Source organism: Microbispora sp. H10949, assembly GCF_014161435.1.
Taxonomy (GTDB): domain Bacteria; phylum Actinomycetota; class Actinomycetes; order Streptosporangiales; family Streptosporangiaceae; genus Microbispora; species Microbispora triticiradicis.
This window is the reverse complement of sequence record NZ_JABBWZ010000008.1, coordinates 431,354-457,043: the sequence shown is the minus strand read 5'-3', so window position 1 is coordinate 457,043 and position 25,690 is coordinate 431,354. Positions and strand designations below refer to the sequence as shown.

Annotated in this window: 21 protein-coding genes; 11 read left to right on the top strand and 10 right to left on the bottom strand. The window is 71.0% G+C overall.

From position 1 onward, the window contains the following. The first annotated feature begins 26 nt into the window (after nt 1–26). Complete coding sequence (locus HHX40_RS22935) at nt 27–2,249, top strand: alpha-glucuronidase (RefSeq protein ID WP_182882247.1); 2,223 nt, start codon at nt 27–29, stop codon at nt 2,247–2,249. A gap of 466 nt (nt 2,250–2,715) precedes the next feature. Beyond that, on the top strand, nt 2,716–5,973 hold the full coding sequence (locus HHX40_RS22930) for a glycosyl hydrolase family 95 catalytic domain-containing protein (RefSeq protein ID WP_259403834.1): 3,258 nt from the start codon (nt 2,716–2,718) through the stop codon (nt 5,971–5,973). 88 nt (nt 5,974–6,061) lie between these two features. Here HHX40_RS22930 and HHX40_RS22925 read toward each other — a convergent pair whose 3' ends face one another. Continuing rightward, entirely contained in the window at nt 6,062–7,276 is a 1,215-nt protein-coding gene (locus tag HHX40_RS22925; RefSeq protein WP_182882246.1) for a cysteine desulfurase-like protein, read from the bottom strand. 169 nt (nt 7,277–7,445) lie between these two features. Between HHX40_RS22925 and HHX40_RS22920 the strand changes: the two genes are divergently transcribed. The 3 genes from HHX40_RS22920 (at nt 7,446) to HHX40_RS22910 (ending at nt 11,130) form a co-directional block, all read left to right on the top strand. Next, nucleotides 7,446–8,549 (top strand): ADP-ribosylglycohydrolase family protein, encoded by a 1,104-nt coding sequence (locus HHX40_RS22920; RefSeq protein ID WP_310738232.1) that lies wholly within the window; start codon nt 7,446–7,448, stop codon nt 8,547–8,549. Between the two features lie 450 nt (nt 8,550–8,999). Continuing rightward, the gene (locus HHX40_RS22915) at nt 9,000–9,140 is read left to right on the top strand and encodes a hypothetical protein (RefSeq protein WP_182882245.1); all 141 of its coding nucleotides are present in this window, start codon (nt 9,000–9,002) and stop codon (nt 9,138–9,140) included. 31 nt (nt 9,141–9,171) lie between these two features. Next, entirely contained in the window at nt 9,172–11,130 is a 1,959-nt protein-coding gene (locus HHX40_RS22910) for a hypothetical protein (RefSeq protein WP_182882244.1), read from the top strand. A gap of 5 nt (nt 11,131–11,135) precedes the next feature. On the opposite strand, the gene HHX40_RS22905 is transcribed toward HHX40_RS22910, so the two are convergent. Then, nucleotides 11,136–11,615 carry a hypothetical protein gene (locus tag HHX40_RS22905; protein WP_182882243.1) on the bottom strand — a complete coding sequence of 160 codons (480 nt, stop codon included), beginning with the start codon at nt 11,613–11,615 and terminating at the stop codon, nt 11,136–11,138. Between the two features lie 280 nt (nt 11,616–11,895). On the opposite strand from HHX40_RS22905, the gene HHX40_RS22900 reads away from it, so the two are divergent. Next, on the top strand, nt 11,896–12,369 hold the full coding sequence (locus HHX40_RS22900) for a TIGR00725 family protein (protein WP_182882242.1): 474 nt from the start codon (nt 11,896–11,898) through the stop codon (nt 12,367–12,369). A 231-nt stretch (nt 12,370–12,600) separates the two neighbouring features. On the opposite strand, the gene HHX40_RS22895 is transcribed toward HHX40_RS22900, so the two are convergent. After that, complete coding sequence (locus HHX40_RS22895; protein ID WP_138462984.1) at nt 12,601–13,461, bottom strand: helix-turn-helix transcriptional regulator; 861 nt, start codon at nt 13,459–13,461, stop codon at nt 12,601–12,603. A gap of 111 nt (nt 13,462–13,572) precedes the next feature. Between HHX40_RS22895 and HHX40_RS22890 the strand changes: the two genes are divergently transcribed. The 3 genes from HHX40_RS22890 to HHX40_RS22880 all read left to right on the top strand — a co-directional run bounded on the left by HHX40_RS22890 (nt 13,573) and on the right by HHX40_RS22880 (nt 16,551). Continuing rightward, entirely contained in the window at nt 13,573–14,337 is a 765-nt protein-coding gene (locus tag HHX40_RS22890; protein WP_182882241.1) for an SDR family oxidoreductase, read from the top strand. Nucleotides 14,338–14,398: 61 nt separating this feature from the next. Next, nucleotides 14,399–14,569: a hypothetical protein gene (locus tag HHX40_RS22885; protein ID WP_182882240.1), complete on the top strand. Its 171-nt coding sequence runs from the start codon at nt 14,399–14,401 to the stop codon at nt 14,567–14,569. Nucleotides 14,570–15,135: 566 nt separating this feature from the next. After that, nucleotides 15,136–16,551 carry a DUF2075 domain-containing protein gene (locus HHX40_RS22880; protein ID WP_310738231.1) on the top strand — a complete coding sequence of 472 codons (1,416 nt, stop codon included), beginning with the start codon at nt 15,136–15,138 and terminating at the stop codon, nt 16,549–16,551. Between the two features lie 111 nt (nt 16,552–16,662). On the opposite strand, the gene HHX40_RS22875 is transcribed toward HHX40_RS22880, so the two are convergent. Then, nucleotides 16,663–17,226, bottom strand: coding sequence for a hemerythrin domain-containing protein (locus tag HHX40_RS22875; protein WP_182882239.1), 564 nt, complete (start codon nt 17,224–17,226; stop codon nt 16,663–16,665). 317 nt (nt 17,227–17,543) lie between these two features. Between HHX40_RS22875 and HHX40_RS22870 the strand changes: the two genes are divergently transcribed. Next, complete coding sequence (locus tag HHX40_RS22870; RefSeq protein ID WP_182877547.1) at nt 17,544–17,996, top strand: cysteine dioxygenase; 453 nt, start codon at nt 17,544–17,546, stop codon at nt 17,994–17,996. Beyond that, the gene (locus HHX40_RS22865) at nt 17,990–18,424 is read left to right on the top strand and encodes a rhodanese-like domain-containing protein (protein ID WP_396788194.1); all 435 of its coding nucleotides are present in this window, start codon (nt 17,990–17,992) and stop codon (nt 18,422–18,424) included. The genes HHX40_RS22870 and HHX40_RS22865 overlap by 7 nt, the downstream gene beginning before the upstream one ends. 111 nt (nt 18,425–18,535) lie before the next feature. Here the strand turns inward: HHX40_RS22865 and HHX40_RS22860 are convergent, their stop codons facing one another. Genes HHX40_RS22860 through HHX40_RS22835 form a run of 6 tightly spaced genes read right to left on the bottom strand, consistent with a single transcriptional unit; the run spans nt 18,536 to nt 25,603 of the window. Then, entirely contained in the window at nt 18,536–21,379 is a 2,844-nt protein-coding gene (locus HHX40_RS22860; protein ID WP_182882238.1) for a fumarate reductase/succinate dehydrogenase flavoprotein subunit, read from the bottom strand. Continuing rightward, nucleotides 21,379–22,122 (bottom strand): ABC transporter ATP-binding protein, encoded by a 744-nt coding sequence (locus tag HHX40_RS22855; protein ID WP_182882237.1) that lies wholly within the window; start codon nt 22,120–22,122, stop codon nt 21,379–21,381. Before HHX40_RS22855 ends, HHX40_RS22860 begins: the two co-directional genes overlap by 1 nt. Beyond that, nucleotides 22,119–23,204, bottom strand: coding sequence for an ABC transporter permease (locus tag HHX40_RS22850; protein WP_310738230.1), 1,086 nt, complete (start codon nt 23,202–23,204; stop codon nt 22,119–22,121). The genes HHX40_RS22855 and HHX40_RS22850 overlap by 4 nt, the downstream gene beginning before the upstream one ends. Beyond that, nucleotides 23,201–24,628, bottom strand: a complete 1,428-nt coding sequence (locus HHX40_RS22845; protein ID WP_182882236.1) for an ABC transporter substrate-binding protein — start codon at nt 24,626–24,628, stop codon at nt 23,201–23,203. The genes HHX40_RS22850 and HHX40_RS22845 overlap by 4 nt, the downstream gene beginning before the upstream one ends. A 14-nt stretch (nt 24,629–24,642) precedes the next feature. Further along, nucleotides 24,643–24,870 (bottom strand): indolepyruvate ferredoxin oxidoreductase subunit alpha, encoded by a 228-nt coding sequence (locus HHX40_RS22840; protein ID WP_079312946.1) that lies wholly within the window; start codon nt 24,868–24,870, stop codon nt 24,643–24,645. After that, nucleotides 24,854–25,603: a GntR family transcriptional regulator gene (locus HHX40_RS22835; protein ID WP_117409944.1), complete on the bottom strand. Its 750-nt coding sequence runs from the start codon at nt 25,601–25,603 to the stop codon at nt 24,854–24,856. The genes HHX40_RS22840 and HHX40_RS22835 overlap by 17 nt, the downstream gene beginning before the upstream one ends. Between the last annotated feature and the right edge of the window lie 87 nt (nt 25,604–25,690).

Genomic DNA, 25,690 nt, shown 5'->3' with positions numbered 1-25,690 from the left:
GGCACGCCTGTCCGAAGGGAAGTCCCGTGACCTTTTCCGGCCCGCCCGGCACCCCCGGTTCGCGCGGCGTCCACCCGGCGTGGCTGCCGGACGAGGCGTTCCGGCCGATCGGCTCGCGCCGCACGCTCCTGTGCGGCGGCGGACCGCTCGCCGGGACCGTGCACGAGGAGGTGGCGTCGGCCTGCGCCCGGTACGGCGGCAGCGTCCGGCGGCGGGCGGAGGGCCCGGACGAGGCCCCGGAGGCCGTTCCGGACGACGGCCCGGAGGCCGGCCCGGACGACGGCGCGGACGACGGCGGGCCGTACGACCTCGTGCTCGCGCTCACCACGGCCGGGCCCCTGCCCGCCGTCGCCGAGACGGCCCTGGCCGGGTTCCGGCGAGGGCCCGCGCCGGGTGACGGCCCGGCGGTCGGCTCGGACATCGGCCCGGTGATCGGCACGACCGGCGGGGACGAGGGCATCGGGGACGAGGGCTACGTCGTCGCCCGGCACGACGGTGTCACGGTGGTGTTCGCCGATTCGGCGGCCGGCCTGCTCTACGGCCTGTTCCATCTGGTGCGGCTCGGCGAGGAGGCGTTCGGCGCCGCGCGGCCGGCCGAGCACCACCGGCCCGCGGCCCGGCTGCGCATGCTCGACCACTGGGACAACGTGGACGTGCACCCGGTGATGGGCCAGGTCGAGCGCGGCTACGCGGGCGGGTCGATCTTCTGGCGCGACGGCGCGTTGCGCGACGACCTGACGCGGGTCCGCGCCTACGGGCGGCTGCTGGCCGCCTGCGGGGTGAACGCGGTCACGGTGAACAACGTGAACGTGCACGCCACGGAGACCCGCCTGCTCACCGATCGTCTCCGCGACGTCGCCGCGATCGCGGACCGGCTGCGCCCCTACGGCGTACGGGTACACCTGTCGGTGAACTTCGCCGCGCCGGTCGCCCTCGGCGGGACGGCGACCGCCGACCCGCTCGACGAGGACGTGCGGACGTGGTGGGCCGCCGTCACCGCGCGGGTGTACGAGACGATCCCCGACTTCGGCGGCTACGTGGTCAAGGCCGACTCCGAGGGGCAGCCGGGGCCCCACGCGTACGGACGTGACCACGCCGACGGCGCGAACCTGCTCGCCGAGGCGCTGGCGCCGTTCGGCGGGGTCGTCCACTGGCGCGCCTTCGTCTACAACCACCGGCAGGACTGGCGCGACAGGTCGACCGACCGGGCCCGCGCGGCGTACGACCACTTCACCCCGCTCGACGGGCGCTTCCGCGACAACGTGATCCTCCAGGTGAAGCACGGCCCGATCGACTTCCAGGTGCGCGAGCCGGTCTCGCCGGTGATCGCGGCGATGCCCCGCACCCGGGTCGCGGTGGAGCTTCAGGTGACGCAGGAGTACACCGGCCAGCAGCGGCACGTCTGCTACCTCGCGCCGATGTGGAGCGAGGTGCTCGGCTTCCGCCCGTGGGGCCACGCCGGGCCCGGCGTGGCCCACGTGGTGGCCGGCGGAGGGCTGGTGGGGGTCTCCAACGTCGGCGACGATCCCTACTGGACCGGCCACCCGCTCGCCCAGGCCAACCTGTACGCCTTCGGCCGGCTCGCCTGGGCGCCGTCCTCCGACCCGGCCGCGATCCTCGACGAGTGGATCGGCCTCACGTTCCCGGCGGCGGCGGGCGGGAACGACGCGACCGGCGGGGACGACGTGCGGCTGCGGGAGGCGCTGCACGAGATCATGGACGACTCGTGCGGCACGTACGAGCGGTACACCGTGCCGCTCGGCGTGGGGTTCATGGTCCGCCCCGGCCACCACTACGGCCCGGACGTGGACGGGTACGAGTACACGCCGTGGGGCACCTACCACTTCGCCGACCGCGACGGCGTGGGCGTCGACCGCACCCGCGCCACCGGCACGGGGTTCACGGGCCAGTATCCGCCGCCGTGGTCGGAGGTCTACGAGTCGCTCGCGCGGTGCCCCGACGAACTGCTGTTGTTCTTCCACCACGTCCCGTACGGGCACGTGCTGCACGACGGGACCACCGTCATCCAGCACATCTACGACACGCATTTCGCCGGGGTCGAGGAGGTGGACCGGGCGCGGCTGCGCTGGGCGGAGCTCGCCGGGCTGGTGCCCGACGCCCCGCACGCCCGCGTACGCGAGTTGTTCGCGGAGCAGCTCCGCTGCGCCGAGGAGTGGCGCGACCAGGTCAACGCGTACTTCCTCCGCAAGTCGGGCGTACCCGACGCCCGAGGCCGCCGCATCCCCTGAGCATCCCTGAGCCCCTCCCCGAACGCCGGACCTTCCGGACGCCGGGGCTCGTGATCGCGACAGGCGCCGCAATCACCCTTCGTGACGCCACCGTGACGGCGGCGCCGACGCCGGGGCGTCCGTCCAGTCCACCCGCAAGATCGGCCCAAGTCAACGCGTTCCGGACAGGATTAAGGCCAAAGGTCAGATGTTCTCGAGGGTCAAGGGGGCAAGATGGCGGGTTTTCGGGCGTTTTGATAACAACCATTGACCCATACATCAAATCTTTGTAGCTTTGCGCTCACCCCCTACACCGCCTCGTCACAGTGCCGGTCCCGCCGAGCCCGTCTGCCCCCGCCACCGCCGGGATCAGGCGTATCGGCGTGCGCCGGGCCGTCGGCAAGGCCGGAGCGCGTTTGGAGAACCGATGCCAGACCTGACGCGAAGGCAATTGATGAAGATCGGCACGGTCGGAGCAGGAGCTCTGATGCTGCCGATGCAGTGGACAGCGGTCGCCCGCGCCGGATCGTTGGCACCCCCGGAGGTACGCGCCGCCAACGACATGGCCCTGTGGTACGACCGGGGCGCCGGCACGGACTGGCTCCGCGCCCTTCCGATCGGCAACGGGCGCCTCGGCGCCATGGTGTTCGGCAACGTCGACGTCGAGCGGCTCCAGCTCAACGAGGACACCGTCTGGGGCGGCGGACCGTACGACCAGAGCAACCCCAAGGGCGCGGCGGCGCTGCCGGAGATCCAGCGCCTGGTCTTCGCGGACCAGTGGAGCCAGGCCCAGACCCTGATCGACCAGAACATGCTGGGCAAGCCCGCGGGCCAGCTCGCCTACCAGACGGTCGGCAACATCAGGCTGACCTTCCCCAGCACCAGCGGGTTCACGGAGTACAACCGCCAGCTCGACCTCACCACCGCCGTCACCTCCGTCAACTACCTGCTGAACGGCGTGCGGTACAAGCGCGAGGTCTTCGCCAGCGCGCCCGACCAGGTCATCGTCATCCGCCTGACCGCCGACAAGCCGGGCTCGATCACGTTCAGCGCGACCTTCGACACCCCCCAGCGCACGACCACCCGCACCAGCCCGGACAGCACCACGGTGGCGCTCGACGGCGTCTCGGGCACCTTCGAGGGCATCCCCGGCCAGGTCAAGTTCCTGGCCCTGGCCAAGGTCGTCGCCGAGGGCGGCGCCGTCACCAGCACCGGCGGAACGCTCCAAGTCGCCGCCGCGGACAGCGTGACGCTGCTGATCTCCATCGGCACCAGCTACGTGAGCTACAAGGACGTCAGCGGCGACTACCAGGGCATCGCCCGGCAGCACCTCGAGGCCGCCCAGCAGACGCCGTACGACCAGCTGCGCAGCCGGCACGTCGCCGACTACCAGGGCCTGTTCAAGCGGACGACGCTCGAACTGGACCGCACCGACGCGGCCGACCAGCCGACCGATGTCCGGATCGCCCAGCACGGAGCCGTCGACGACCCGCAGTTCTCCGCGCTGCTGTTCCAGTTCGGCCGCTACCTGCTGATCAGCTGCTCGCGTCCCGGGACGCAACCGGCCAACCTGCAGGGCATCTGGAACGACTCGCTGAGCCCGCAGTGGGACTCGAAGTACACCATCAACGCCAACCTGCCGATGAACTACTGGCCCGCCGACACGACGAACCTGTCGGAGTGCTATGAGCCGGTGTTCTCCATGATCAAGGACCTCACCGAGACCGGCGCCCGCACCGCCGAGGTGCAGTACGGAGCCGGCGGCTGGGTCACCCACCACAACACCGACGCGTGGCGGGCGACCTCGGTCGTCGACGGCGCGCTCTGGGGCATGTGGCAGACCGGCGGCGCGTGGCTGTCCACCATGATCTGGGAGCACTACCTCTTCACCGGCGACGTCGAGTTCCTGCGGAAGAACTACCCGGCGATGAAGGGCTCGGCGCAGTTCTTCCTCGACACCCTCGTCGAGGAGCCGAAGCTCGGGTATCTGGTCACGAACCCGTCGAACTCGCCCGAGCTGCCGCACCACCCGAACGTCAGCGTCGCCGCCGGCCCGACCATGGACAACCAGATCCTGCGTGACCTGTTCACCGGCTGCGCCGAGGCCAGCGAGGTGCTCGGCGTGGACGCGAGCTTCCGGGACCAGGTCCTGGCCGCCCGGGACCGGCTCCCTCCGATGAAGATCGGTTCGCGCGGCAACATCCAGGAGTGGCTGTACGACTGGATCGAGACCGAGCGGAACCACCGGCACGTCTCGCACCTGTACGGCCTGCACCCCAGCCACCAGATCACCAAGCGCGGCACTCCGGAGCTCTACACCGCGGCGCGGCGGACGCTCGAACTGCGCGGCGACGACGGCACCGGCTGGTCCCTGGCCTGGAAGATCAACTACTGGGCCCGGCTGGAGGAGGGCAAGCGGGCGCACGACCTGGTCCGCCTCCTCGTGACGCCGGCCCGGCTCGCGCCGAACATGTTCGACCTGCACCCACCGTTCCAGATCGACGGCAACTTCGGCGCCACGTCCGGCATCGCCGAGATGCTGCTGCAGAGCCACGCCGGCGAGCTGCACCTGCTGCCCGCGCTGCCGCCCGCCTGGGCGAACGGGCGGGTCAAGGGTCTGCGGGGCCGCGGCGGCCACACCGTCAGCGTGGAGTGGAGCGAGGGCCAGGCCGACGACTACCGCGTCAGGCCGGACCGCGAGGGCGTGGTCAAGCTTCGCGGCGACATCTTCGCGGGCCGCTTCAAGCTCCTCGACACCACCGGCGGCGGCACGGCCCAGTACAAGAGGGTCGAGCCCGACGCCATCGAGATCAACGCGCAGGCCCGCCACACGTACCAGGCGGTCGCCCTGCAGAAGATCACGATGACCGCGCCCGTCGAGGTGAGCCCGGGACAGGGAGGAAAGGTCAAGGTCACCGTCAAGGCGGTCGACATGCCGATCGCGCCCAATGCGACCGTGACGCTCCAGGCGCCGGAGGGGTGGACCGTCACCCCCGCGCAGGCCGAGGTGGGGCCCCTGGCGCCGTACGCGAAGGCCACCGTGCAGTTCACCGTCACGCCCGCCGCCGGCGCGGCGAGCGGCACCGCGGTCCTCACCGCGGTGGTGAGCGGCACCCAGGCGGGCGAGGACTGGACCGCGTCCACGCAGGCCACGGTGCGGGTGTGGAGCGGCGGCGAGAAGCCGCTGGAGGAGCTGTTCAGCAACGTCGGCATCACCGACGACAACAACACCGCTCCCGGAGGCTTCGACGGCACCGGAGGAGCCAGCATCTCCGCGCAGGCGCTGGCGTCGGTCGGGGTCACCCCCGGGGCCACCGTCGCCAAGAACGGGGTGAACTTCAAGTGGCCCAACGTCCCGGTGGGCACCCCTGACAACGCCATCGCCTCGGGACAGTCCCTAAAGATCACCGGCACCGGCAAGACGCTCGGCTTCCTGCTGACCGGGACCTACGGCGCGGTGTCCGGACCGGCCACCATCGTCTACAAGGACGGCACGAGGCAGACCTTCACCCTCAGCTCGCCCGACTGGTACGGCGCGCCGAGGCCCGAGGGCGACGCGGCCGTCGTGGCCCCCTACCAGAACCGGCCGAACAACCAGCGGCAGAACACCGCCGCGACCATCTACTACGTCGGCGTGCCGCTGCAGAACAAGGAGATCTCCCGCGTCGACCTGCCCAACATCAGCGCACGGGCGGCGACCAACGTCGCGACCATGCACATCTTCGCCGTGGCCATCGGCGGCTGATCCCGCCCCGGTCACCGGTCACCGTCACCACCCGGAGGCCGCGGCACGGCTCACCAGCCGTGCCGCGGCCTCCGGCCGTTTTCCCGTCCTACTTCCGCCCGCCCGGCAGGCTTGTCAGCGCCTCCAGCAGCCGGTCCACGTCCGAGCGGTCGTTGTAGTGGACGAGACCGGCGCGTACGGCGGAGCCCCGGTCGCGGATGCCGAGGGCCAGGGCGGGCTCCCAGGCGTAGCAGTGCCCGTCCCACACGTTGACGCGGCAGGCGGCCAGATGCTCGGCGACCTCACGGGGAGTGTGTCCGTCCACCGTGAAGTAGACCGTGGCGGTGCGGCGCCGGGGTGACCCGATCAGCGTCACCCCGGGCAGGGCCGACAACCCCTCCAGCAGATGGGCCAGCCCGGCCTGCTCATGGGCCTCGACCGCCGCCATGGAGACGCGCAGCCGCTGCCGCCGGGTGCCGGTGGCCTCCGGGTCCAGGCCGGCGAGGTGGTCGACCGCGGCGGCGACCCCCGCGAGGTCGGCGAAGGGCGCCGTCCCCGTCTCGAACCGGTCGGGCACGTCGTCCGGAGCGGAGGCGAGCTTGTCGGGCCGCAGGCGCTCCAGCAGGTCCGGACGCGCCACGACGGCCCCGACGTGCGGGCCCGACCACTTGTACGCGCTGGTCGCGTAGAAGTCGGCGCCCAGCGCGACCATGTCGACCGGCGTGTGCGGGGTGGCGTGCACGCCGTCCACGTACGTCAGGGCCCCGGCGGCGTGCACCAGGTCGGCGATCCTCCGCACTTCGGGGATGGTCCCCAGGATGTTGCTCGCCGCGGTCACCGCCACCAGCCTCGTCCGTTCGCCGACGAGCTCGCCGTACTGGTCCGCGGGCAGTTCACCGCTCGGCACCTCGATCGACGCCCAGCGGACCCGGGCGCCGGCGCGCTCGGCCGCCTGCGCCCAGGGCCGGACGTTCGCGTCGTGGTCCAGCCGGGACAGCACGATCTCGTCCCCCGGGCCCCACTCCTTGGACAGGGCGTACGCGAACCGGTAGGTGAGGGTGGTCATGTTCGGGCCGAGGACGACGCCGCCGGGATCGCCGCCGACGAGGTCGGCGACGGCCCGCCGGGCCTCGGCGACGATGGCGTCGGATCGCGCGCTGGCCGCGAACGCCCCGTGCGTGTTGCCGATGCCGGCCGAGTAGGCCGCCACGATGGCGTCGATCACGGGCTGGGGCACCTGGGTGCCCGCCGCCGCGTCGAGCCAGGCGGAGCCGTCGGACAGGGCGGGATAGAGGGCACGGACGCGTCCGATGTCGAAGCTCATGACTCCTCAGTCTCGCGGCACCGTCAGCCGGAGAAAAGAGCTGATTTCGGTCATACAACCTGAAATCGCCTTCGACGCTGCACCCTCAAGATGAGTGCGCGGGACCGCTGTGGTGGAATGCCCGGCAAGACCCAATAGAAGCCCAGGCGGGCGAAAGGGGATTGTCGTTGTGAGTGATGCCGAGACAGGTGGAATGTCGTTCCGGGCGAGGGTTCGCGGCTGCCTGCTCGGCGGGGCGATCGGCGACGCCCTCGGCGCGCCCGTCGAGTTCGACCCTCTGGCGGTCATCCAGCGCGACCACGGCAGCGCGGGCCTGGTCGACTTCACCCCCGACTGGCGGGGCAAGGTCGGGCTGATCACCGACGACACCCAGATGACGTTGTTCACCGCCGAAGGGCTGATCCGCGCCGACGTCCGCGTACGCGAGAGAGGCATCGGCAGCGAGACCGACGTCGTCCGCAACGCCTACCTGCGCTGGCTCGACACTCAGGAGCACCGCTCCCCGCCGCCGGCGGACGGTCTCGTCCGCACCGGCCGGCTTCGCGAGCAGGCCTGGCTGTACTCCCGTCGCGCGCCCGGAAACGCCTGTCTGTCCGGACTGCGCGTCGCGCCCGGTCCGGCCGCCGCTCCCGGCGAACCCGGGCCGGTCAACCCCCGGTCGAAGGGCTGCGGCACGGTGATGCGCTCGGCGCCGTTCGGGCTGGCCGCCCGCGACCCGTACGCGGCCTTCGATCTCGCGGCCAGATGCGCCCAGATCACGCACGGACACCCGACCGGCTACCTGGCGGCGGGGGCCTTCGCGGCGATCGTCTTCTTCCTGGTCGAGGGCAGGCCGCCGATGGAGGCCGTACACCACACCCTCGATATCCTGCGGGACAAGCCCGCGCACGAGGAGACCACCACCGCCCTCCAGGCCGCGGTCGCCCTGGCGGACGCGGCGAAGCCGTCACCCGAGACGGTGGAGTCGCTCGGCGGCGCCTGGGTGGCCGAGGAGGCGCTCGCCATCGCCGTCTACTGCGCCCTGGTGAGCGACGACGACGTGGAGCGAGGGCTGCTGCTCGCGGTCAACCACTCCGGCGACAGCGACTCCACCGGCTCCGTCTGCGGCAACCTGCTCGGCGCCCGGCACGGCGAGGCGGCCCTTCCCGAGCGGTGGCTGTCCCGGCTCGAAGGCCGGGAGGTCATCACCGAGCTCGCCGACGACTTCGCGGACCAGTTCGGCGGCCAGTCCGGTGGAGGCCGCGCGGCGTCCGGCAAGTACCCCGGCTGCTGACCGGCTTTCGGCCGGTGGCCGCTGAGGTGATCGTCGCCGACGCACGTGTGCTCGCGGCTGTCACCCCAATTCAATGCTTGTTTCCCTGGCGACGTTGCCGAGACGGAGATAAGTTCGTGAGGGATGAACTTATCTTCTCCACTCCGGCGAACATATCGGGCAACCCGAAATGAATCGCCGGTTGGATGTCCGGAGAGTGCGGTTGCCGAGGCTATAGGACGATGTCTACCTTTGACATCGAATGCGAAGCGGGGGCGAGGGGCAGGCGGAACGGGGGACGGCGTGGCGGAAGAGATGGTGCCCAACCCTCGCCACGCGCAATTGGTGGAGCTCCTCAGGGAAGTGCAGAGCCGCGCCCACGAGGTCGGGCAAGCATATCACGGCATTTATGCCGCGATGCAGTCAGCCAAAGTCTGGACAGGACCGACCGCCGCGAAATGGACAGGCGAGGTGGCGGATCGGCATCACCGCCTGGCCCAGCTCGTACGGCAGATGACCCACGCGATCGAGGACGAACTGCACCGGCATCCGGCGATGGTGACCCGCTCCCAGGCCGAGCTCATCCGGCACCGGCTGACCGGGCGCCCCTGAACGCTGTGACCGCCCCGCCAGGAAGGACGCGATGACATCTCCCAGCGGCGACTTCTGCGGCATCGATCCGGCGGCGATGAACGCGATGGCGGCCGACCTCCGCCGGGCCGCCGACCGGCTCACCGCCTTCTCCGCCGACTTCGAGGGGCTGTTCCGGGCGAACGGGGTGAGCACCGCTCCCCTCACGCAGGTCACCGCCATCGCCGACTGGGGCAGAGGCCAGGTGCCCAAGCTCTCGGAGCGGGCCGAACTGATCAAGGCGCTGAACGGAACGGGCGACCACACCTTCGCCCGCCTGCCGGACGCACTGGACAGCTTCGCGACCGGCCACGGCCTGGGCCTCATGTACGGCACCGGCCTCCTTGCGAACCCCGACTTCACCGTCGAGACGAAGGGTGACCTCGTCCATCAGCACATCAAGGAGATCGCCGCACTGGCCAAGGACCCCGCCGCGGCGGCGGCGTTCTTCGCCACGTTGCCCGCCGAAGTGCGCGACGCGCTGCCCGACCTCCTGATGAACACCGGCAGCCCGACCGCCAAGGCCGACCTGGCCGCGTTCAGCGCCGCCCTGGGCGCCGCCCTGCACGCCCCCGGCCGCATCCCGGCGTTCGAAAAGGTGAAGGCAGAACTGCTGAGCACGCCCGCGAACCGGGTGGTCGCCTGGAACCGGCTCGCGCTGCTCGCCGGGGCTGAAGCGCCGACGGACGTGCGGGTCTCCGCGGCCCGCACCCTGGCGCTCGACGACTTCACGAAAAACCCCCGCCAGGACTGGCGCGGCGCCGGCGTGAACGAGACCGACACCTACGGCTACTCCCCCGACACTGTCGCCCTCGCCCTGGGGCTTCTCGCCGGTGACGGCAAGGCCGCACGGGCCGCCTTCGCCCAGATGGGTGGCGATGGAGTCAAGCTCACCCAAGTCGAGAAGATGAAGCAGTTCCTTGCCTACGCCAAGTCGACCGGCGCTGGGGACGACGTCGCGGACGCCTTCGGCCGGGCCATGGAGGCGGGCAGCGAGGCCGCAACAGAGAAGCTGGGCAAGCACTCGGCGGAGGCCGCCGCCTTCACCCTGGACGCGATGCTCGCAGCAGGTTCCTTCGGCAAGGACCTCCCAAACGCCGCACGGGACTCTATGACCTCTATCGCCAAGTCATACATCCACGAACTCGCCTCCGGCGCCCGCTTCGACAAGGCCATCTATAGGAAATCGGGGATGGCCGTACCCGATGAGTGGCTGCCGATCCCCGGCGTCACCCCCGCCTTCTATCTCAGCCCTGGGGACACCTACCGCTTCCTGCAGACGTTCACCGGCGAGGAGTCACTGACCGAAGACTTCGACAAGACAGCAGCGCAATTCCGCTACGACATTCTCATGGCCACTGCTCGCCTGGATGCCAAGAGAGACAAAGATTGGTTCCGACGTGGAGCGCAGATGTTCGGCGATCTCGGCGGCCTCGAGTTCAAGGCGGCGCTTGAGGTTAGGGGCGAAAAGGACACTACAGACAATCTGATCCGGGATCTCAGCAAAAACACCATAGGCCTGGGCATCGACCAGATCCCCGTAGTGAGCGGTCTCATCGAGACAGGCTGGACGCTGACGAAAACATACGCCGCAAGCAGCTTGCTGGACGACTGGGCCGCCAGCTTCGAAACCCGCGTTCAAGCACTGACCGAGGCTCGCGCCAACTTCACCCTACGCCAGAAATACGACATGGCATACCTGCTACACGATGCCGGCTATCCAGCGGAAAAAGCGCCAAGCGAAATAACCAGTGCGAGAACTGGTGATCTCAAGACATTCGATGAGCTTATGGCGGAGGCAAAAAGGGAAGCGACCCGTACCGGGAGCAACTGGGAGAGCATCCTCCAAACGAAGCTGACTCCATACGAACGATGGATGGACTCCAACAAGAAATTCGACGACAAGTTGGAGAACTCCTCACGCATCATCGTTAACGATCACGCAAAGGAACTCATCAGGGTTTGGGGATGACGCCCTTATGAACGCGAAAGACAATCAGTCTCCGCGACCAAGCGCCACGTGGGCGATTCCGGAACCACGATCACCCTGACCGTAATGCCGGGGACGTCCTTCCTACCCTCGATCACCCGCGCATCCTTCCAGTCCGTCTGGGTGAGGTCATATGTCATCTTGTAGTGAAGTACACGGGACAATGTGTTCTCCATCAACCTTTGAGCAAGGTCTAGGTGGCCATCTACGTCTGGGGTTTTACGTTCCTCGTCAGCCGTCGCCCGTAGCACCCGCTGAAACTTACCCTTGTCACAGGGCAAGTCCTTGTCCGGGCGATCCACAATACGTAGCTTCTTGAGAGGGTTTTTGAAGACGTCGTCAGCCTCCAGGCGTTGCATGTCTTTCTGGAGCTCCGCACTCGCCGCCTGCAGGGTCGGACCGGTGCCGCAGCTCGAAACCACTCCGCCGACCAGGAAAGCCGCCACCGCTATCCGTGCAACGCGCACGCCCCTACCTCCACTGGCCGACATACGGACAAAGCAATCTTGACCTAAAACCTCGCCTCTCGTCATCCCATCGATTAAGTCGGTCGCTTATCCGGATTGCGTGGTGGCTTCGGCGACCCCTGGGTGTGCGCCCGGACCTCAGGGCCGACCCGCGTGGCCCTCCTGTCGTGATAAGGGCTTCCGGCAGGCGCGCGGCTCAGGTGACCGGATAACGGTGGTCCACGTCCCGCCGGGCGGTAGTCCCTGGCCGCTGGCTCGGATCGAATGACATGCTCGCGGAGTGGCGATTCAAGTAGCGGTGTGCGGGCCCCGCGACTGCACGGCCGAGGACGAGCGCAACGCACAGGAGATCGGCAGGCTTCTGGCCGAGCGCGGCGCGGTGGTGATCTGCGGCGGCTACACCGGAGTGATGGCCGCGGTAGCGGCGGGAGCGCGCTCCGCCGGCGGGACCGTCGTCGGCATCCTGTCCCGTCCTGACCGCGAGCACGCCAACCCCGACCTGAGCATCGTGATCCCCACCGGGGCCGGCGAGGCACGCAACAACATCATCGTCAACTCGGGGGATGCCGTGATCGTGATCGGCGGTTCCTGGGGGACTCTCTCGGAGCTCGCCCTCGCCATGCGGCACGGCCGAGCCCCCGTTGTCCAGCTAGGAGGGTGGCGACTCCTGGACCAGCACGGCGATCCCGTCCCAGGCGTACGGCATGCCACCTCGCCCGAGCATGCGCTCGAACTGACGGGCCTCTGGCCATGACGGTCATGCCGAGCCGGACGCAGCCGTCTCCGCACTGCGGCTGCTCGAAGCGGCCGAGGGACCGATCCCGGCAGCGACCGCATGTCACGAAAACGAGCCGGCCCCGATGACTCGCCCGCTCGATGTGGCAGGGTAAAGCTGGAACCGCACCCAGCGAAGGCCGCCAACTACCCGGCCTTCTGCAGGATGCGCAGGACAAGATCAGGCGCCCCAGCCGATGGAGCGGGCGACCTAAGGCAGTTCGTACGGCGACGGCTCGGTGAAGCGCTCCTGCCCCAGCACGGCGAGCAGCCGCAGCTTCTCGTAGCCCTCGGTGCGCGGAGGGGCGGTGAGCACGAGCAGCGCCTGGGACTGGTCCTCGGTGAACAGCACCTGGCAGTCCAGTTCGATCGGGCCGAGCTCGGGATGGATGAGCGTCTTGTGGTCCTCGAAGCGCTTGGCGACCTCGTGCCGGTCCCACAGCTCGGCGAACTCGGCGCTCGCCTTGCGCAGGGCCCGTACCAGCTCACCCGCCCGGGACTGCTCCCCCATCGTCCCGTACGCGACACGCAGGTTCGCCACCTGGGCCCGGCTGTGCCGGTCACGGTCGTCCTCGGGATAGCGCAGCCGCTCCGAGGGATCGGTGAACCACCGGTAGACCTCGCTGCGGGCGAGGCCCGTGTAGCCGGACCTGTCGCCGAACAGCGCGTCGGCCATCCGGTTCTGCACCAGCGTCTCGCCCAGGTTGGACAGGATGAGCGCAGGGGTGTCGCTGAGGCGGTCGAGCACCCGCAGCAGCGCGGGGACGACGTGCGTCGCGGCGGAGGCCCTCGCGGGAGCGTTGTGCCCCGCGATCCGGAAGAGGTAGTCGCGCTCGTCGCCCGTCAGCCGCAGCGCCCGGGCGAGCGAGGCGAGCATCTGCTCGCTGGGCTGCGGTCCGCGCTGCTGCTCAAGCCGCGTGTAGTAGTCGTTGGACATCGCGGCGAGCGCCGCGACCTCCTCACGCCGCAGTCCGGGCGTACGGCGGCGGGCGCCGGCGGCGAGCCCCACGTCCTCCGGACGCAGGGCCTCACGGCGTCGGCGGAGGAAGTCGGCGAGTCCGGCGCGGTCCATGCGCTCAGTATCCGCCCGGCGTCCGCGAGCCGGTGACCGGCTGCCAGGGATCGCCGATCCCCCGATAAGCGCTCTCTGCACCCGTGACGGCCCGGCGCCGAGAATGTGAGCATGAACATCTCGGGAAACACCATATTCATCCCCGGCTCCACCAGCGGGATCGGACTCGCGCTCGCCGTCGCGCTGCACGACAGGGGGAACACGGTCATCGTCGGCGGACGGCGGGCCGACCTGCTGGAGCGCATCGCCGCCGAGCATCCCGGCATCGGCACCGTACAGATCGACGCCGCCGACGCCGGGAGCATCGAGGCCGCCGCGAAGGACGTGCTGGCGAGGTATCCGGATCTCAACGTGCTCGTCACGATGGCCGGGATCATGCGCGTCGAGGACTGGCACCGGCCCGAGTCGTTCCTCGCCTCCGCCGAGTCGGTCATCACGACCAACCTGCTCGGCACGATCCGCCTGATCGCCGCGTTCGTCGAGCATCTGCGGGCGCAGCCGGACGCCACCATCGTGACCGTCTCCTCGGGCCTGGCGTTCGCGCCGCTCAAGGTCACCCCGAGTTACAACGCGTCGAAGGCCGCCGTCCACATGCTCAGCGAGTCGATCCGGCTGCAGCTCGCCGACACGAGCGTGAAGGTCGTCGAACTCGAACCGCCGTCCGTCCGCACCTCGCTGCTGCCGGGCCAGGAGGACAGCGAGGCGGCGATGCCGCTCGACGAGTTCGTGGCGGAGGTCGTCGAGCTGTTCGAGACGCAGCCCGACGCGAAGGAGATCCAGGTCGAGCGGGTGAAGTTCCTGCGGTACGGCGAGGCGCGCGGCGACTACGACCAGGTCGTGACGAGGCTCAACGCGTCCGACCCGCACGGCAAGTAGCGGCCGGGTCCGCCGCCGGCGCGGATGTAGCGGAATCCGAAAGAGCGGCGGGCCGGATGCCTTGAACGCCGCACCGGCCGCGGTGGGCCCGCGCACCCTCGTCGGGACCTTCACGAAGCGACCGGACCGCGTCCAGGCGGCGGCCTTCCTCGACGACCACGACACGTACCCGGTGCCGGACCTCGCGTTCGCGTCCGTCCTCGCCGGGTTGCGTGCCGGTGGATCGTTGTAATCTTCTGGACGTCCTGGTGATGCGGCCCGACGGGCTTCCGTTGCTCACGTGAGAGCGGACACGCCCCCATACCGCACGAATTCTTCGTGCTGCCTGGGGGTACGTCCGTGGCGGTTGTCCGGCATTCCGCGGAAGGCCTGCTCCAACTCGCGTCGGTACCGGAAAGGGTGCTCAGCGAGGTGATCGCCGAACAGCTTCACCACACCCAAGGCATCAGCCCCGGCAGGAGCGAGCGGAGGTCCTGGGATCGAAGCCTGCCCGTCCTCGCCCGCGATCTGGTCGAGGCCGGGCTCGGCGGCGTCGAGATGCTCCTGGAGTACCGATTACCGCTGACCAGCAAGCGGGCCGACGTATCCTGGCCGGCGTGGACCGGCACAGCGGCGACGACGCGTACGTCATCGTGGAGCTCAAGCAGTGGAGCCAGGCCGAACTGTACGAGGACGACGCCGACCTCGTCATCGTCCCCGGAATGGGCGACCAGCTCAAGCTTCATCCGGTCCTGCAGGTGCGCGGCTACTGCGACTACCTGGCCGACTTCGTCGGCGCCCTGGAACACCGCCCACGCGGTGCGCGGTGTCGCCTACCTGCACAACGCAAACGACCTGGACATCCACGACCTCTACGATCGAGTGGAGGACGAGTGGACCCGGTTGTTCAGTCAGAGCCGCCGAGGCCGGTTCATCGACTACCTCCGCGCCCAGTTCGCACCCGAGCCGGGCGCCGCCGCCGCGGACAGGCTGCTGTCGTCCGCGGTCCGGCCGTCCAAGCAGTTGCTGAAGGTGGCCGCGGCCGAGATCAAGGATCGCGACCAGTTCGTCCTGCTGGACCGGCAGCGCCTGGCGTACGGGCTCGTGCTGCACGCGGTGGAGAAGGCGAGGGCGGCCGACTCCAAGCAGGTCGTGATCGTCACCGGCGGCCCCGGCTCCGGCTCCGGCAAGAGCGTCATCGCCCTGTCACTGCTCGGCGAGCTGGCCGAGCGCGGCTACCCGGCACAGCACGCCACCGGGTCGCGGTCCTTCACGGAGACCATGCGCCGCCACGTGGCCAGGGGCTCCACACGGACGAAGGCGATGTTCAAATACTTCAACAACTTCACGGCCGCCAGGCCGAACGACCTCGACGTGCTGATCTGCGACGAAGCCCACCGGGTCCGCGAGACCTCCGCCAGCCGCTTCACCAGGGCCACCGAGCGGACGGGGCGGCCCCAGCTCGACGAACTCATGGCCGCGGCCCGCGTTCCCGTCTTCCTCCTGGACGAACATCAGGTGGTACGGCCGGGCGAGACCGGCACCGTCGCCGACATCAGGGCGCACGCGCGGTCCCTCGGCCTGGCCGTCCACCAGGTGGATCTGGACGCCCAGTTCCGCTGCGGCGGCAGTCGCGCGTACGAGGAGTGGGTGCTGCGGCTGCTCGGCCTCAACGGCGAGGATCCCGGCGCGTGGACCGATGACGCCGACTTCGAGGTCACCCTCGCCGACTCGCCGTACGAGCTGGAGGGACTGCTGCGCGGCAGGCTGAACGCCGGCTACTCCGCGCGGATCACGGCCGGTTACTGCTGGCGGTGGAGTGATCCGGACGGCGACCGCCTGGTATCCGACGTGCAGGTCGACGACTGGGCCAAACCCTGGAACGTCAAGGGCGACCGCGCCGTCGGGGACGCTCCTCCCAGCGCGCTGTGGGCCACCCTGCCCGGCGGTTTCGAGCAGGTCGGCTGCGTGTACACCGCCCAGGGCTTCGAGTACGACTGGAACGGGGTCGTCTTCGGGCCCGACCTCGTCTACCGTGACGGGCGCCTGGTCACCGTACGCGCGGCCAGCAAGGACCCGGCGTTGCTGAAGAAGACCGTCACCGACGAACAGGCCGACCGGCTGATCCGCAACACCTACAAGGTGCTGCTCACCCGCGGCATGGTCGGCACCGCTGTCTACTCGGTGGACTCCAAGACGCAGGACTTCCTCGCCTCGCTGCTGCCGGACGGATGACGCGCCGTCGCGTGAACCGGTGCCCGCCCGGCCCCGCCGGGCGGGTGGCGCCGGGCGGGACCCACCCCGGCGCAGACCCGCGCCGGGAGGTGCTCGCCTACGTCGTCTCCGTCAGTCCTTGTTCGACTGCCGCCAGTCGCGCACCGCGTCGCGGATCTTGTCGAACACCGCCACCGGCGGGCCGGCCAGCATGTTCACGGTCGCGGACTCCCCGGCGCCCGGGTGCGGCCGGGTCGGTGAGATCGCCTCGGCCGCCCGTACGGCGCCGGCCATCCGGCGCAGCCGCTCCGCGGACAGCTCCTGGCGCAGGCGGGGGAACTCCTCCTGCTCCTCGTGGGTGGCGTGCTCGACGACCGCCTTCTCCAGCATGGCGAGCCTGGCGTCGAACTCGGGATGCTCCACGCCGAGGTCGTACAGGTCGGAGAGGGCGTGCTTGGCCTCGCTCTCCTCGTGCAGACGGGCCTCGACGACCTCGTCGCCCGCCGACGAGCGCGCGGCGGGGTGCACGACCTGCTCCTCCGCGCTCTCGTGTACGGCCAGCAGCCGCACGAGGTCGTTGAACAGGTCGCCCTTGCGATCGCCGTCCGCCACGACGATCCCGGCGAACAGGCCCTTGATCTGCTCGTGCTGCGCCAGCAGCAGGTCGATGACATCGCGGTCTTCGGTAGTGGTCAACGCCGTCACCTTTCGCTTCGGGAAGCTGTGACTCGCTTCGGGGGTTCGTTCCGGGGCCTCACTTCGGCAACCTGGGCCCACCTGCCCCTTTCCCGCTCCCCTATGCCTGCCCGCCCGCCGGGAGCCGCCGCACCCCCTATACCCCGCTTTCCAGGTTGACTTAGTGGGTATTTCTACCGCATCCTTGGCCCATGCACCTGGAGCCTCTCCACTGGTCGAACCTGCCCGTAGATCTCCGCAGGCAGGCGAGTGCTCTCTGTACGGCGTCCGCACCCGCGTGAGCAGAGGTATCGGAACCGCACGACCAGGAGCATGGAATGACCGCGAACGCACCCACCCTCACCCGCACCCGGCTGGCCGGCATCGCCCACGCGCTGGCCACCTCCCCCGACGAATGGATCCAGCGCGTACGGCTCAGCACCGACGGCCGCTGGTACGAGCGGCTGCACGGCGACGACGACCACGAGATCTGGCTGATCAGCTGGCTGCCCGGTCAGTCGACCGGGTTCCACGACCACGGCGGCTCGCGGGGGGCCTTCGCCGTCGCCCTCGGCAGCCTGCGCGAACACGACGTGACCGTCGAACGGGATCTCCACGCCGGTGACGCGCGTGAGTTCGGGCCCGACTACGTGCACGAGGTGCGCAACGTCTCGACCGCTCCCGCGGTCAGCGTGCACGTCTACTCGCCCCCGCTGTCCACCATGAGCCGCTACGACCTCACCGACGGCCGGCTGACCAAGGTCGCCGAGGAAGGTGCGGAGCAGTGGTGACGGGCGCGGCGGCGCCGGTCCGCCCTCCGGGCGCCCGGAGCATCGACGAGATCCTCGCCGACAGCCGGCGCCGCCTGCGGAGGCTCACCCCCCAGGAGGCGTACGGCAGGGTCCGCGAGGGCGCCCTGCTCGTCGACATCCGGCCCGCGGCCCAGCGGGCGGCGGAGGGCGAGGTGCCCGGCGCGCTGATCGTCGAACGCAACGTCCTGGAGTGGCGCTTCGACCCCGCCCAGGACGCCCGGCTGCCGGAGGCGACCGGATACGACGTGGAGGTCATCGTGATCTGTTCCGAGGGCTACACGTCGAGCCTGGCCGCCGCGTCGCTCCACGACCTCGGGCTGACCCGCTCCACCGACGTCGTCGGCGGATTCGTGGCCTGGCGGGCGGCGGGACTGCCCGCCACCGGCGGGGGGCACGCGCCCTCCTGACAGCGAGCCGCCGCGCTCCCGGACCGCCCTCCCGGAACCGCCAGGCTCCTGAACCGCCGCCGGGGAGCCGACGCCTCCGGGCGGGCCGGCCTCGCCCCCGGCGGCGGCGGATCAGACTCCCGCCGGGACCCCGGCCGCTCCGGCCGGGGCGGCGGTCTCCAGCGCTCTGCGGGCGTACGCGCGGACGTCGGCGTCGGAGTCGCCGAGCGCGCCACGCAGGGCGGCGGCCACGTCCCGCCGCGCCGCCCAGGGCGACAGCGAGAGGACCGCGGCCTTACGCACGTCGAGGTGCGGGTCGGCGAGCGCCGCCACCAACGGTCCCGCGGCCATGCCGGGATCGGCGGCCGCCAGCCCGCGGGCCGCGCCCACTCTCACCTCCCAGGCCGGATCCGCCAGAGCCCGTACGGCCGTCTCACCGAAGCCGGAGACGGTATCGAAGCCGGTGTCGGAGCGGGCTCCGGGCTCGCGGTAGAGAGCCGGGCCGAGCCCGGCGGACGCCTCAAGCGCGGCCGCCCGCACGAGCGGATCGGGGTCGGCGGCGAGCCGTACGACGGCCGGGGCGCCGCCGGGCAGGCCGATGCTCCCGAGCCCCCTGGCCGCCCAGACGCGCACCTCGCGGTCCTCGTCCCCGGCGGCGAGCGCCACCCGCCCTGCGTCGTCGAGCGAGACCAGGCCCCTGACCGCCTCGATCCGCACCCGGGAGTCGGGGTCGGTGAGCGCCGCCCCGAACACGCCGGCGTCGCCGAGGCGCAACGCCCGCAGGACGTCCAGGACGGCCGCGCGGACGATCGGGTCCCCAGCCGCCGCGCCGGCCCCGCCCGCCGTCTCCCCCGCCCCGCTGTGACTCACTCCCGCCTGGCCCGCGTCACCGGGACTCGCCCCGTAACCGGCCACCGCGCGGAGGGAGGCGCCGAAGGCGGGGGTCGCGGGCAGCACCTCGACGAGTTCCCGCAGGCCGGTGGCGGCGGCCCGCCGTACGGTGCCGTGCTGGTCGGCGAGGGCCTGGGCCAGCGCGGTCTCCACGCCCGGGGGCGTGGTCTCGGTCAGCGTGGCGACGGCCGCCCTGCGGACCTTCGGGTCGGCCTCCGCCAGGTAGGGGGTGATCTGGTCGAGCGTGGGCTCGCCGTCGGCGAGCCGCAGCAGTTCGAGGATGCGGGGCGAGCGCCCGATCGCCTCCACCGCGAGCCGGCCGCCCCCGCCGCGCCGCACCGAACGGGGCGCGCCGTACGCGCCGACGACGACCGGCTCGGCCGGGCGGGGCGTGAAGCCCTCGACCGGCACGAGGTACGGCTCGACCGGGCGCTTGACGAACTCCATCGCCCCGGCGGCGTTCCTGCGCAGGTTGAGGTGGTAGAGCCACTCGTCGTCGTTCCGCTCGGGCAGGTCGGCGCGGTCGTGGTAGAGACCCCACCTGCTCTCGGTGCGGACCAGCGAGGACCGCGCGGCCATCTCGGCGCAGTCCCTGATGAACGACACCTCCGCGCACCGCATCAGCTCGTGCGGGGTCCGCGCGCCCATCGCCGCGATCTCGTCGCGCATCCGCTCGAACGTCTCCAGCGCGAGGCCGAGCTTCCTGCCGGTCTTCGGCGGGGCGACGTAGTCGTTGACGAACCTCCGCAGTTTGTACTCGACCTGCGGCTGCGGCGGGCCGTCGGGGTTGCGCAGCGGGCGGTAGATCAGTTCGTGCGCGGCGGTGATCTGGTCCTCCGGCAGGCCGCCGGCCGTACGGTGGTGCTCGGCGGCGTGCGCCCCGGCGAGGTCCCCGAAGACGAACGCGCCGATCATGTAGTTGTGCGGCACGCAGGCCAGGTCGCCCGCGGCGTACAGGCCGGGGACGGTGGTCGCGCCGTTCTCGTCCACCCACACGCCCGAGGCCGAGTGCCCGCCGCACAGGCCGATCTCGGAGATGTGCATCTCCACGTCGTGGGTGCGGTAGTCGTGCCCGCGCCCGGCGTGGAAGGTGCCCCTGGTGGGCCGCTCGGTGGTGTGCAGGATGTTCTCCAGCGCGGTGAGCGTCTCGTCCGGCAGGTGGGTGGTCTTGAGGTAGATCGGGCCGCGCGCCGAGGCGATCTCCCCGGCCACCTCGGCCATCATCTGGCCCGACCAGTAGTCGCAGTCGACGAACCGCTCCCCCTCGGCGTTGACCTGGTAGCCCCCGAACGGGTTGGCCACGTAGGCGCAGGCCGGGCCGTTGTAGTCCTTGATCAGCGGGTTGATCTGGAAGCACTCGATGCCGCTGAGCTCGGCGCCCGCGTGGTAGGCCATCGCGTACCCGTCCCCGGCGTTGGTCGGGTTCTCGTACGTGCCGTACAGGTAGCCGCTGGCGGGCAGGCCGAGCCGACCACACGCGCCGGTCGCGAGGATCACGGCTCCGGCGGAGACCGTAACGAACCGGCCGGAGCGGGTGTCGAACCCGGCCACGCCGACGGCCCGGCCCTCGCTCGTGAGCACGCGGACCGGCATCACCCGGTTCTCGATGCGCACCTTCTCGCGGATGTCGCGACGGCGCAGCACCCGGTAGAGGACCTTCTTGACGTCCTTGCCCTCCGGCATGGGCAGGACGTAGCTGCCCGACCGGTGGACCCGGCGCACCGCGTAGTCGCCGTGCTCGTTCTTCTCGAACTTCACGCCGTAGCGCTCCAGCCGCCGCACCATGTCGTAGCCGCGCGTCGCCGTCTGGTGGACGGTGCGCTGGTTGACCACCCCATCGTTGGCCCTGGTGATCTCTGCGACGTAGTCCTCGGGGGTGGCCTTGCCGGGGATGACCGCGTTGTTCACGCCGTCCATGCCCATCGCGAGCGCGCCGCTGTGCCGTACGTGCGCCTTTTCCAGCAGGATCACGTCGGCGCCGCGCTCGGCGGCGGTGATCGCGGCCATGGTCCCCGCGGTGCCGCCGCCCACCACCAGAACCTGGCATTCCAGATGCAGGCGGTCTGCCGGGGAAGGGATGTCCATCACAGCTCCTCGATGATCCGGGCGCGCAGCCCGGCACGGTCGGTCTCAGGGGTGCGCGGGCCGGGCACGGGCAGGACGCGTCCGATGCCGCCACGCCCGAGCACGACGACCCGGTCGGCGAGCAGCAGGGCCTCGTCCACGTCGTGGGTGACGAAGACGACCGTGGCGGCCGTGTCGCGGAGCACGTCCAGCAGCAGGCGCTGCATCTCACCCCGGGTCTGCGCGTCCAGCGCGCCGAAGGGCTCGTCCATGAGCACGGCGCGCGGCGCGGCGGCCAGGGACCTGGCGAGCTGCACGCGCTGCCGCATGCCGCCGGACAGCTCCCGGGGCAGCCGGTCCTCCCAGCCGGCGAGGCCGACCCGGGCGATCCAGCTCTCGGCGGCCGGTCCGCGCTCCCGCCTCGGCACGCCACGGATGCGCAGCGGCAGTTCCACGTTGCGCCGGACCGTGCGCCAGGGCAGCAGCGCGTCGTCCTGGAAGACCATCGCGCGGTCGGGCGACGGCCCGGTGACCGGGAGGCCCTGGGCCAGGACCCGGCCGGCCCGCGGGGTCAGCAGCCCGGCGACGGCCCGCAGGATCGTGGACTTGCCCGAACCGGACGGCCCCACGATCACCAGGACCTCGCCGGGGGCCACGTCGAGGTGAAGATCCTCCAGTACGGCGTGCCGCCCGTAGCCGAGGGACACGCCCTCCAGCCGGATGGCGAGCCCCGTCTCCAGGGCGGGCGCGACCGTGGCACTCATCGGGCGGCCTCCTCGACGCCCTGGCCGGCTTCCTGCTCGAAGGCCGCCTGCTCGAAGGTCGCCTGCTCGTGGGTTTCCCGGTCTCCGGCCCGCACGTCGGTCCTCTCCTCCGCCTTCTCTCCGGTCCTCTCTTCGGCCCTCTGTTCGGTCCTCTCTTCGGCCCTCTGTTCGGCACGGGGCAGCCATCGGGTGAGGCGCCGGCCGAGCAGTTCGATCGAGGCGGAGGTCAGCCACCCGAGCACCCCGATCGACGCCATGCCGACGAGCACCGCCGGGTAGTCGACCACCGTGTACGCGTGCCACGTCCGGTAGCCGACGCCGAACTCGCCGGAGATCATCTCGGCGGAGATCACGCAGATCCAGGCGACGCCCATGCCGACCGACAGCCCGCCGAAGACGCCCGGCAGCGTGCCGGGGAGCACGACGTGCCACAGCACGTGCGCGCGCCCGCCGCCCATGGTGCGGACCGCGTCCTCCCACAGCGTGGGCAGCGCCCGTACGGCGTGCCGGGTGCTCACCATGATCGGGAAGAACGCCGCGGCGAACGTGATGAACACGATGCCCTGCTCGTCGGTGGGGAACACCAGGATCGCGATCGGGACGAGGGCGATCGCCGGGATCGGCCGGACGACCTCGACGGGCGGCAGCAGCACGTCGGCCGCCCACCGGGACCGCGCGACCAGCACTCCCAGGGCGATGCCGGCCACCGACGCCAGCGCGAACCCGGTGAGGATGCGGATCATGCTCTGGGCCAGGTCGAGGTAGTAGAGCCCTCCGGAGAGTTGCCGGCTGAACTCCGTCGCGACCTCGACGGGCGAGGGCAGCCGGTCGAACCGCAGCCCGGCGCGGACGTCGGCGGTCGTCAGCCACTGCCACAGCGCGACGACGACCACCAGGGATCCCAGCCGCACCGCCCATCTGCGCAGCCCGGCCGCCGTCGCCCGGCCGCGTACGCGCCGTCCCGGCCGCGCCGCCGGGACGGCACCGGAAGCCGGGGGCTCCGACGCCGGGGAGCCCGATGCCGAGGGCTCCGATGCCGGGGACTGCGGAGCGAGAGACGCGGCCGGCGCCGGGGTGCTCACCGCGACGCACCTCCCGCCGCGGCCTTCAGCGCCTCGTCGTAGCCGACGACCGCCGCCCGGGGGTGCTCCTTCACGAACGCCTCCGCGCCGTCGCGGGTGGTGAAGGGCTTGAACCTCTCGTTCTCGTCCGCGGCGGGATCGCGCACCCAGACGGACCGGTCCGCGAACCAGTGCGTGCCCGTGGCCGCGTCCGGCACGTACGCCGCCCGTACGGACCCGCCGCCCGAGGTGGCGGCGGCGATCTGCCGCAGCAGGCAGGTCGGCGTGGCCGCGGGACGGAGCGTGTCCTCCCCCGTCAGCCACAGCTCGCCCGCCTTCGCGGGGTCGCCGGCCGTGGTGCCGCAGGCGGCGTCGGTCCCGGTGATGCGCGCCGCGTTGACGGTGCCCGCGGCGTCGGCGTCGTAGGAGGCGCCGTACGCCTTCCGGACATAGGAGTCGTCGGCGAACTTCGCCACGTCGACGCCCTTGAAGTCGGTGCCGATGGACTTCAGGTACTTCTGGTCGTGGTCCAGCGCGGCGAGGAGCCGGGACTTCAGCGTGACGTCGAAGGTGGCGATGCCGTCGCGCCCGTTGTAGAGGTAGACCACCTCGGCCGGGAGCCCGGTCGCCTTCGCGACCGCCTCGGCGGCCTCGACGGGGTGCTCGTGGAGGTACTTCGTGGCGTCGATCTGCGCCTGCAGGAACGCCTGGAGCACGTCGGGCCGCTCCTTCGCGTACGCCTCCCGCACCACGACGCCGTGGAACGTCGGCACGTCGAGCGCCGACCCGTCGTACACGAGCCGGGCCTGGTTCTTGAAGACGAGCAGTCCCGGCCACGCCACGAACTGGGCGTATCCCTGCACGTTGCCCGACTGCAGCGCGGAGGCGCCCACCGGCGGCTGCTGGTTCACGACCTCCACGTCGGTGGCGGGGTCGAGCCCGGCCCGCTCCAGCGCCTGGACGAGCGTGCCGTGGCCCGCCGACCCGGAGCTGGCCGACACCTTCCCGCCCTTCAGGTCGGCCAGCGTGCGCGCCTTCGACGACGGGGCGACCACCACCGAGTTGAGCCCGCCGCGCAGGTTGTAGCCGGTCGCCGACACGAGCCGGGTCCGGGCGGCGGACACGCCCTGGGTGCGGGAGGCGTTGATGAGGAGCGGGTAGTCGCCCATCGACCCGATGTCGATCTTCCCGGCCACCATCTTGGCGGTGATCGGGGCGCCGGTGTCGTAGTCCTGCCACTCGACCCGGTACCTGCCGCCGAGGCGCTTCTCGAAGTAGCCGAGGCCGCGCAGCAGCGTCCCGGCCGTCACCGTGTTGATGGTCTTCGACTGATATCCGACGACCACGGTCTCCTTGCCGTCGTCGGCGCCCGCGGAGACGGAGCATCCGGAGAGGGCGCCGGCGGCCGCGGCCAGCAGCGCCACGGTGGCGAAGATTGTGCGCATGGGGGGATGTCCTTCTATCGCAGCAGGTAGGGGATGTTCACCGTGACGGCGTCGGCGGGGCACCGGTCGGCGCAGGGGCCGCAGTACCAGCACTCGTCCACGTGCATGTACGCCTTACCGCTGACCTCGTGGATGGCCAGTGAGTCGAGCGGGCAGACGTCCACGCACAGCGTGCAGCCCTCGATGCACAGCGACTCGTCGATCGTCACGGGCACGTCGACGCGGCTATTGACCAGGGTCATCGGTGTTCCTCCAGAGATGGCCACGCATGGTGAGACGGTCGCCGCGGAACCGGACGAACTCCAGGTCCACGGGGCGGCCGTCGGAGAGGTGGGTGAGGCGCTCGACCATCAGCAGCGCCGCTCCGCGCGGCGCGTCGAGGACGGCGGCGGTGTGGGCGTCGGCGTTGACGGCCTCGATCGTGAGCTCCGCCGCGCCGAGCGGCCGCCCGGCGATCCGCTCCAGGAGCACGAACACGTCGTTGTGCACGAGGTCGGCGTCGAAGAGCGGCTCGCCGAGCTCTCGTACGAGATAGGTCAGGTCGAGCGAGAGCGGCAGCCCGTCGAGTCTGCGCAGCCGCTCGATGTAGACGACGGGCTCGCCCTCGGGCAGGTCGAGCCGTTGCCGGACCGCGGCGGGAGGCGGGATGAGGCCCATGGCGCGGACCTCGTTCGTCACCTCGCCGTGCTCCCGGAGCGTCTCGGCCAGGCCGAGCAGCCGGTACAGGCCGTGCGGGTACTTCTCCGCCGCGACCGTGGTGCCCACTCCCGGGCACCGCGCGATGAGGCCCTCGTCCCTGAGCAGGTCAAGGGCGTCCCTGACGGTGTTGCGCGAGGCCCCGAACTCCCGGGCGAGAGCGGCCTCCAGGGGCAGGTGACCGCCGTCGAAACCACCGCGCACGATCTCGCACCGCAGCAGGTCGGCCACCTGGCGGGCCCGGTCCGCCCGCCGCCGTCTCGCATCCGCCAGCTCCATGGGAAAGAAGCCTAGCTTCCCGGTAGGGATATATGGATAACAGCCGGATTACGCCACCCCGGGCGGCCTCCATGCACCGCTGACCTG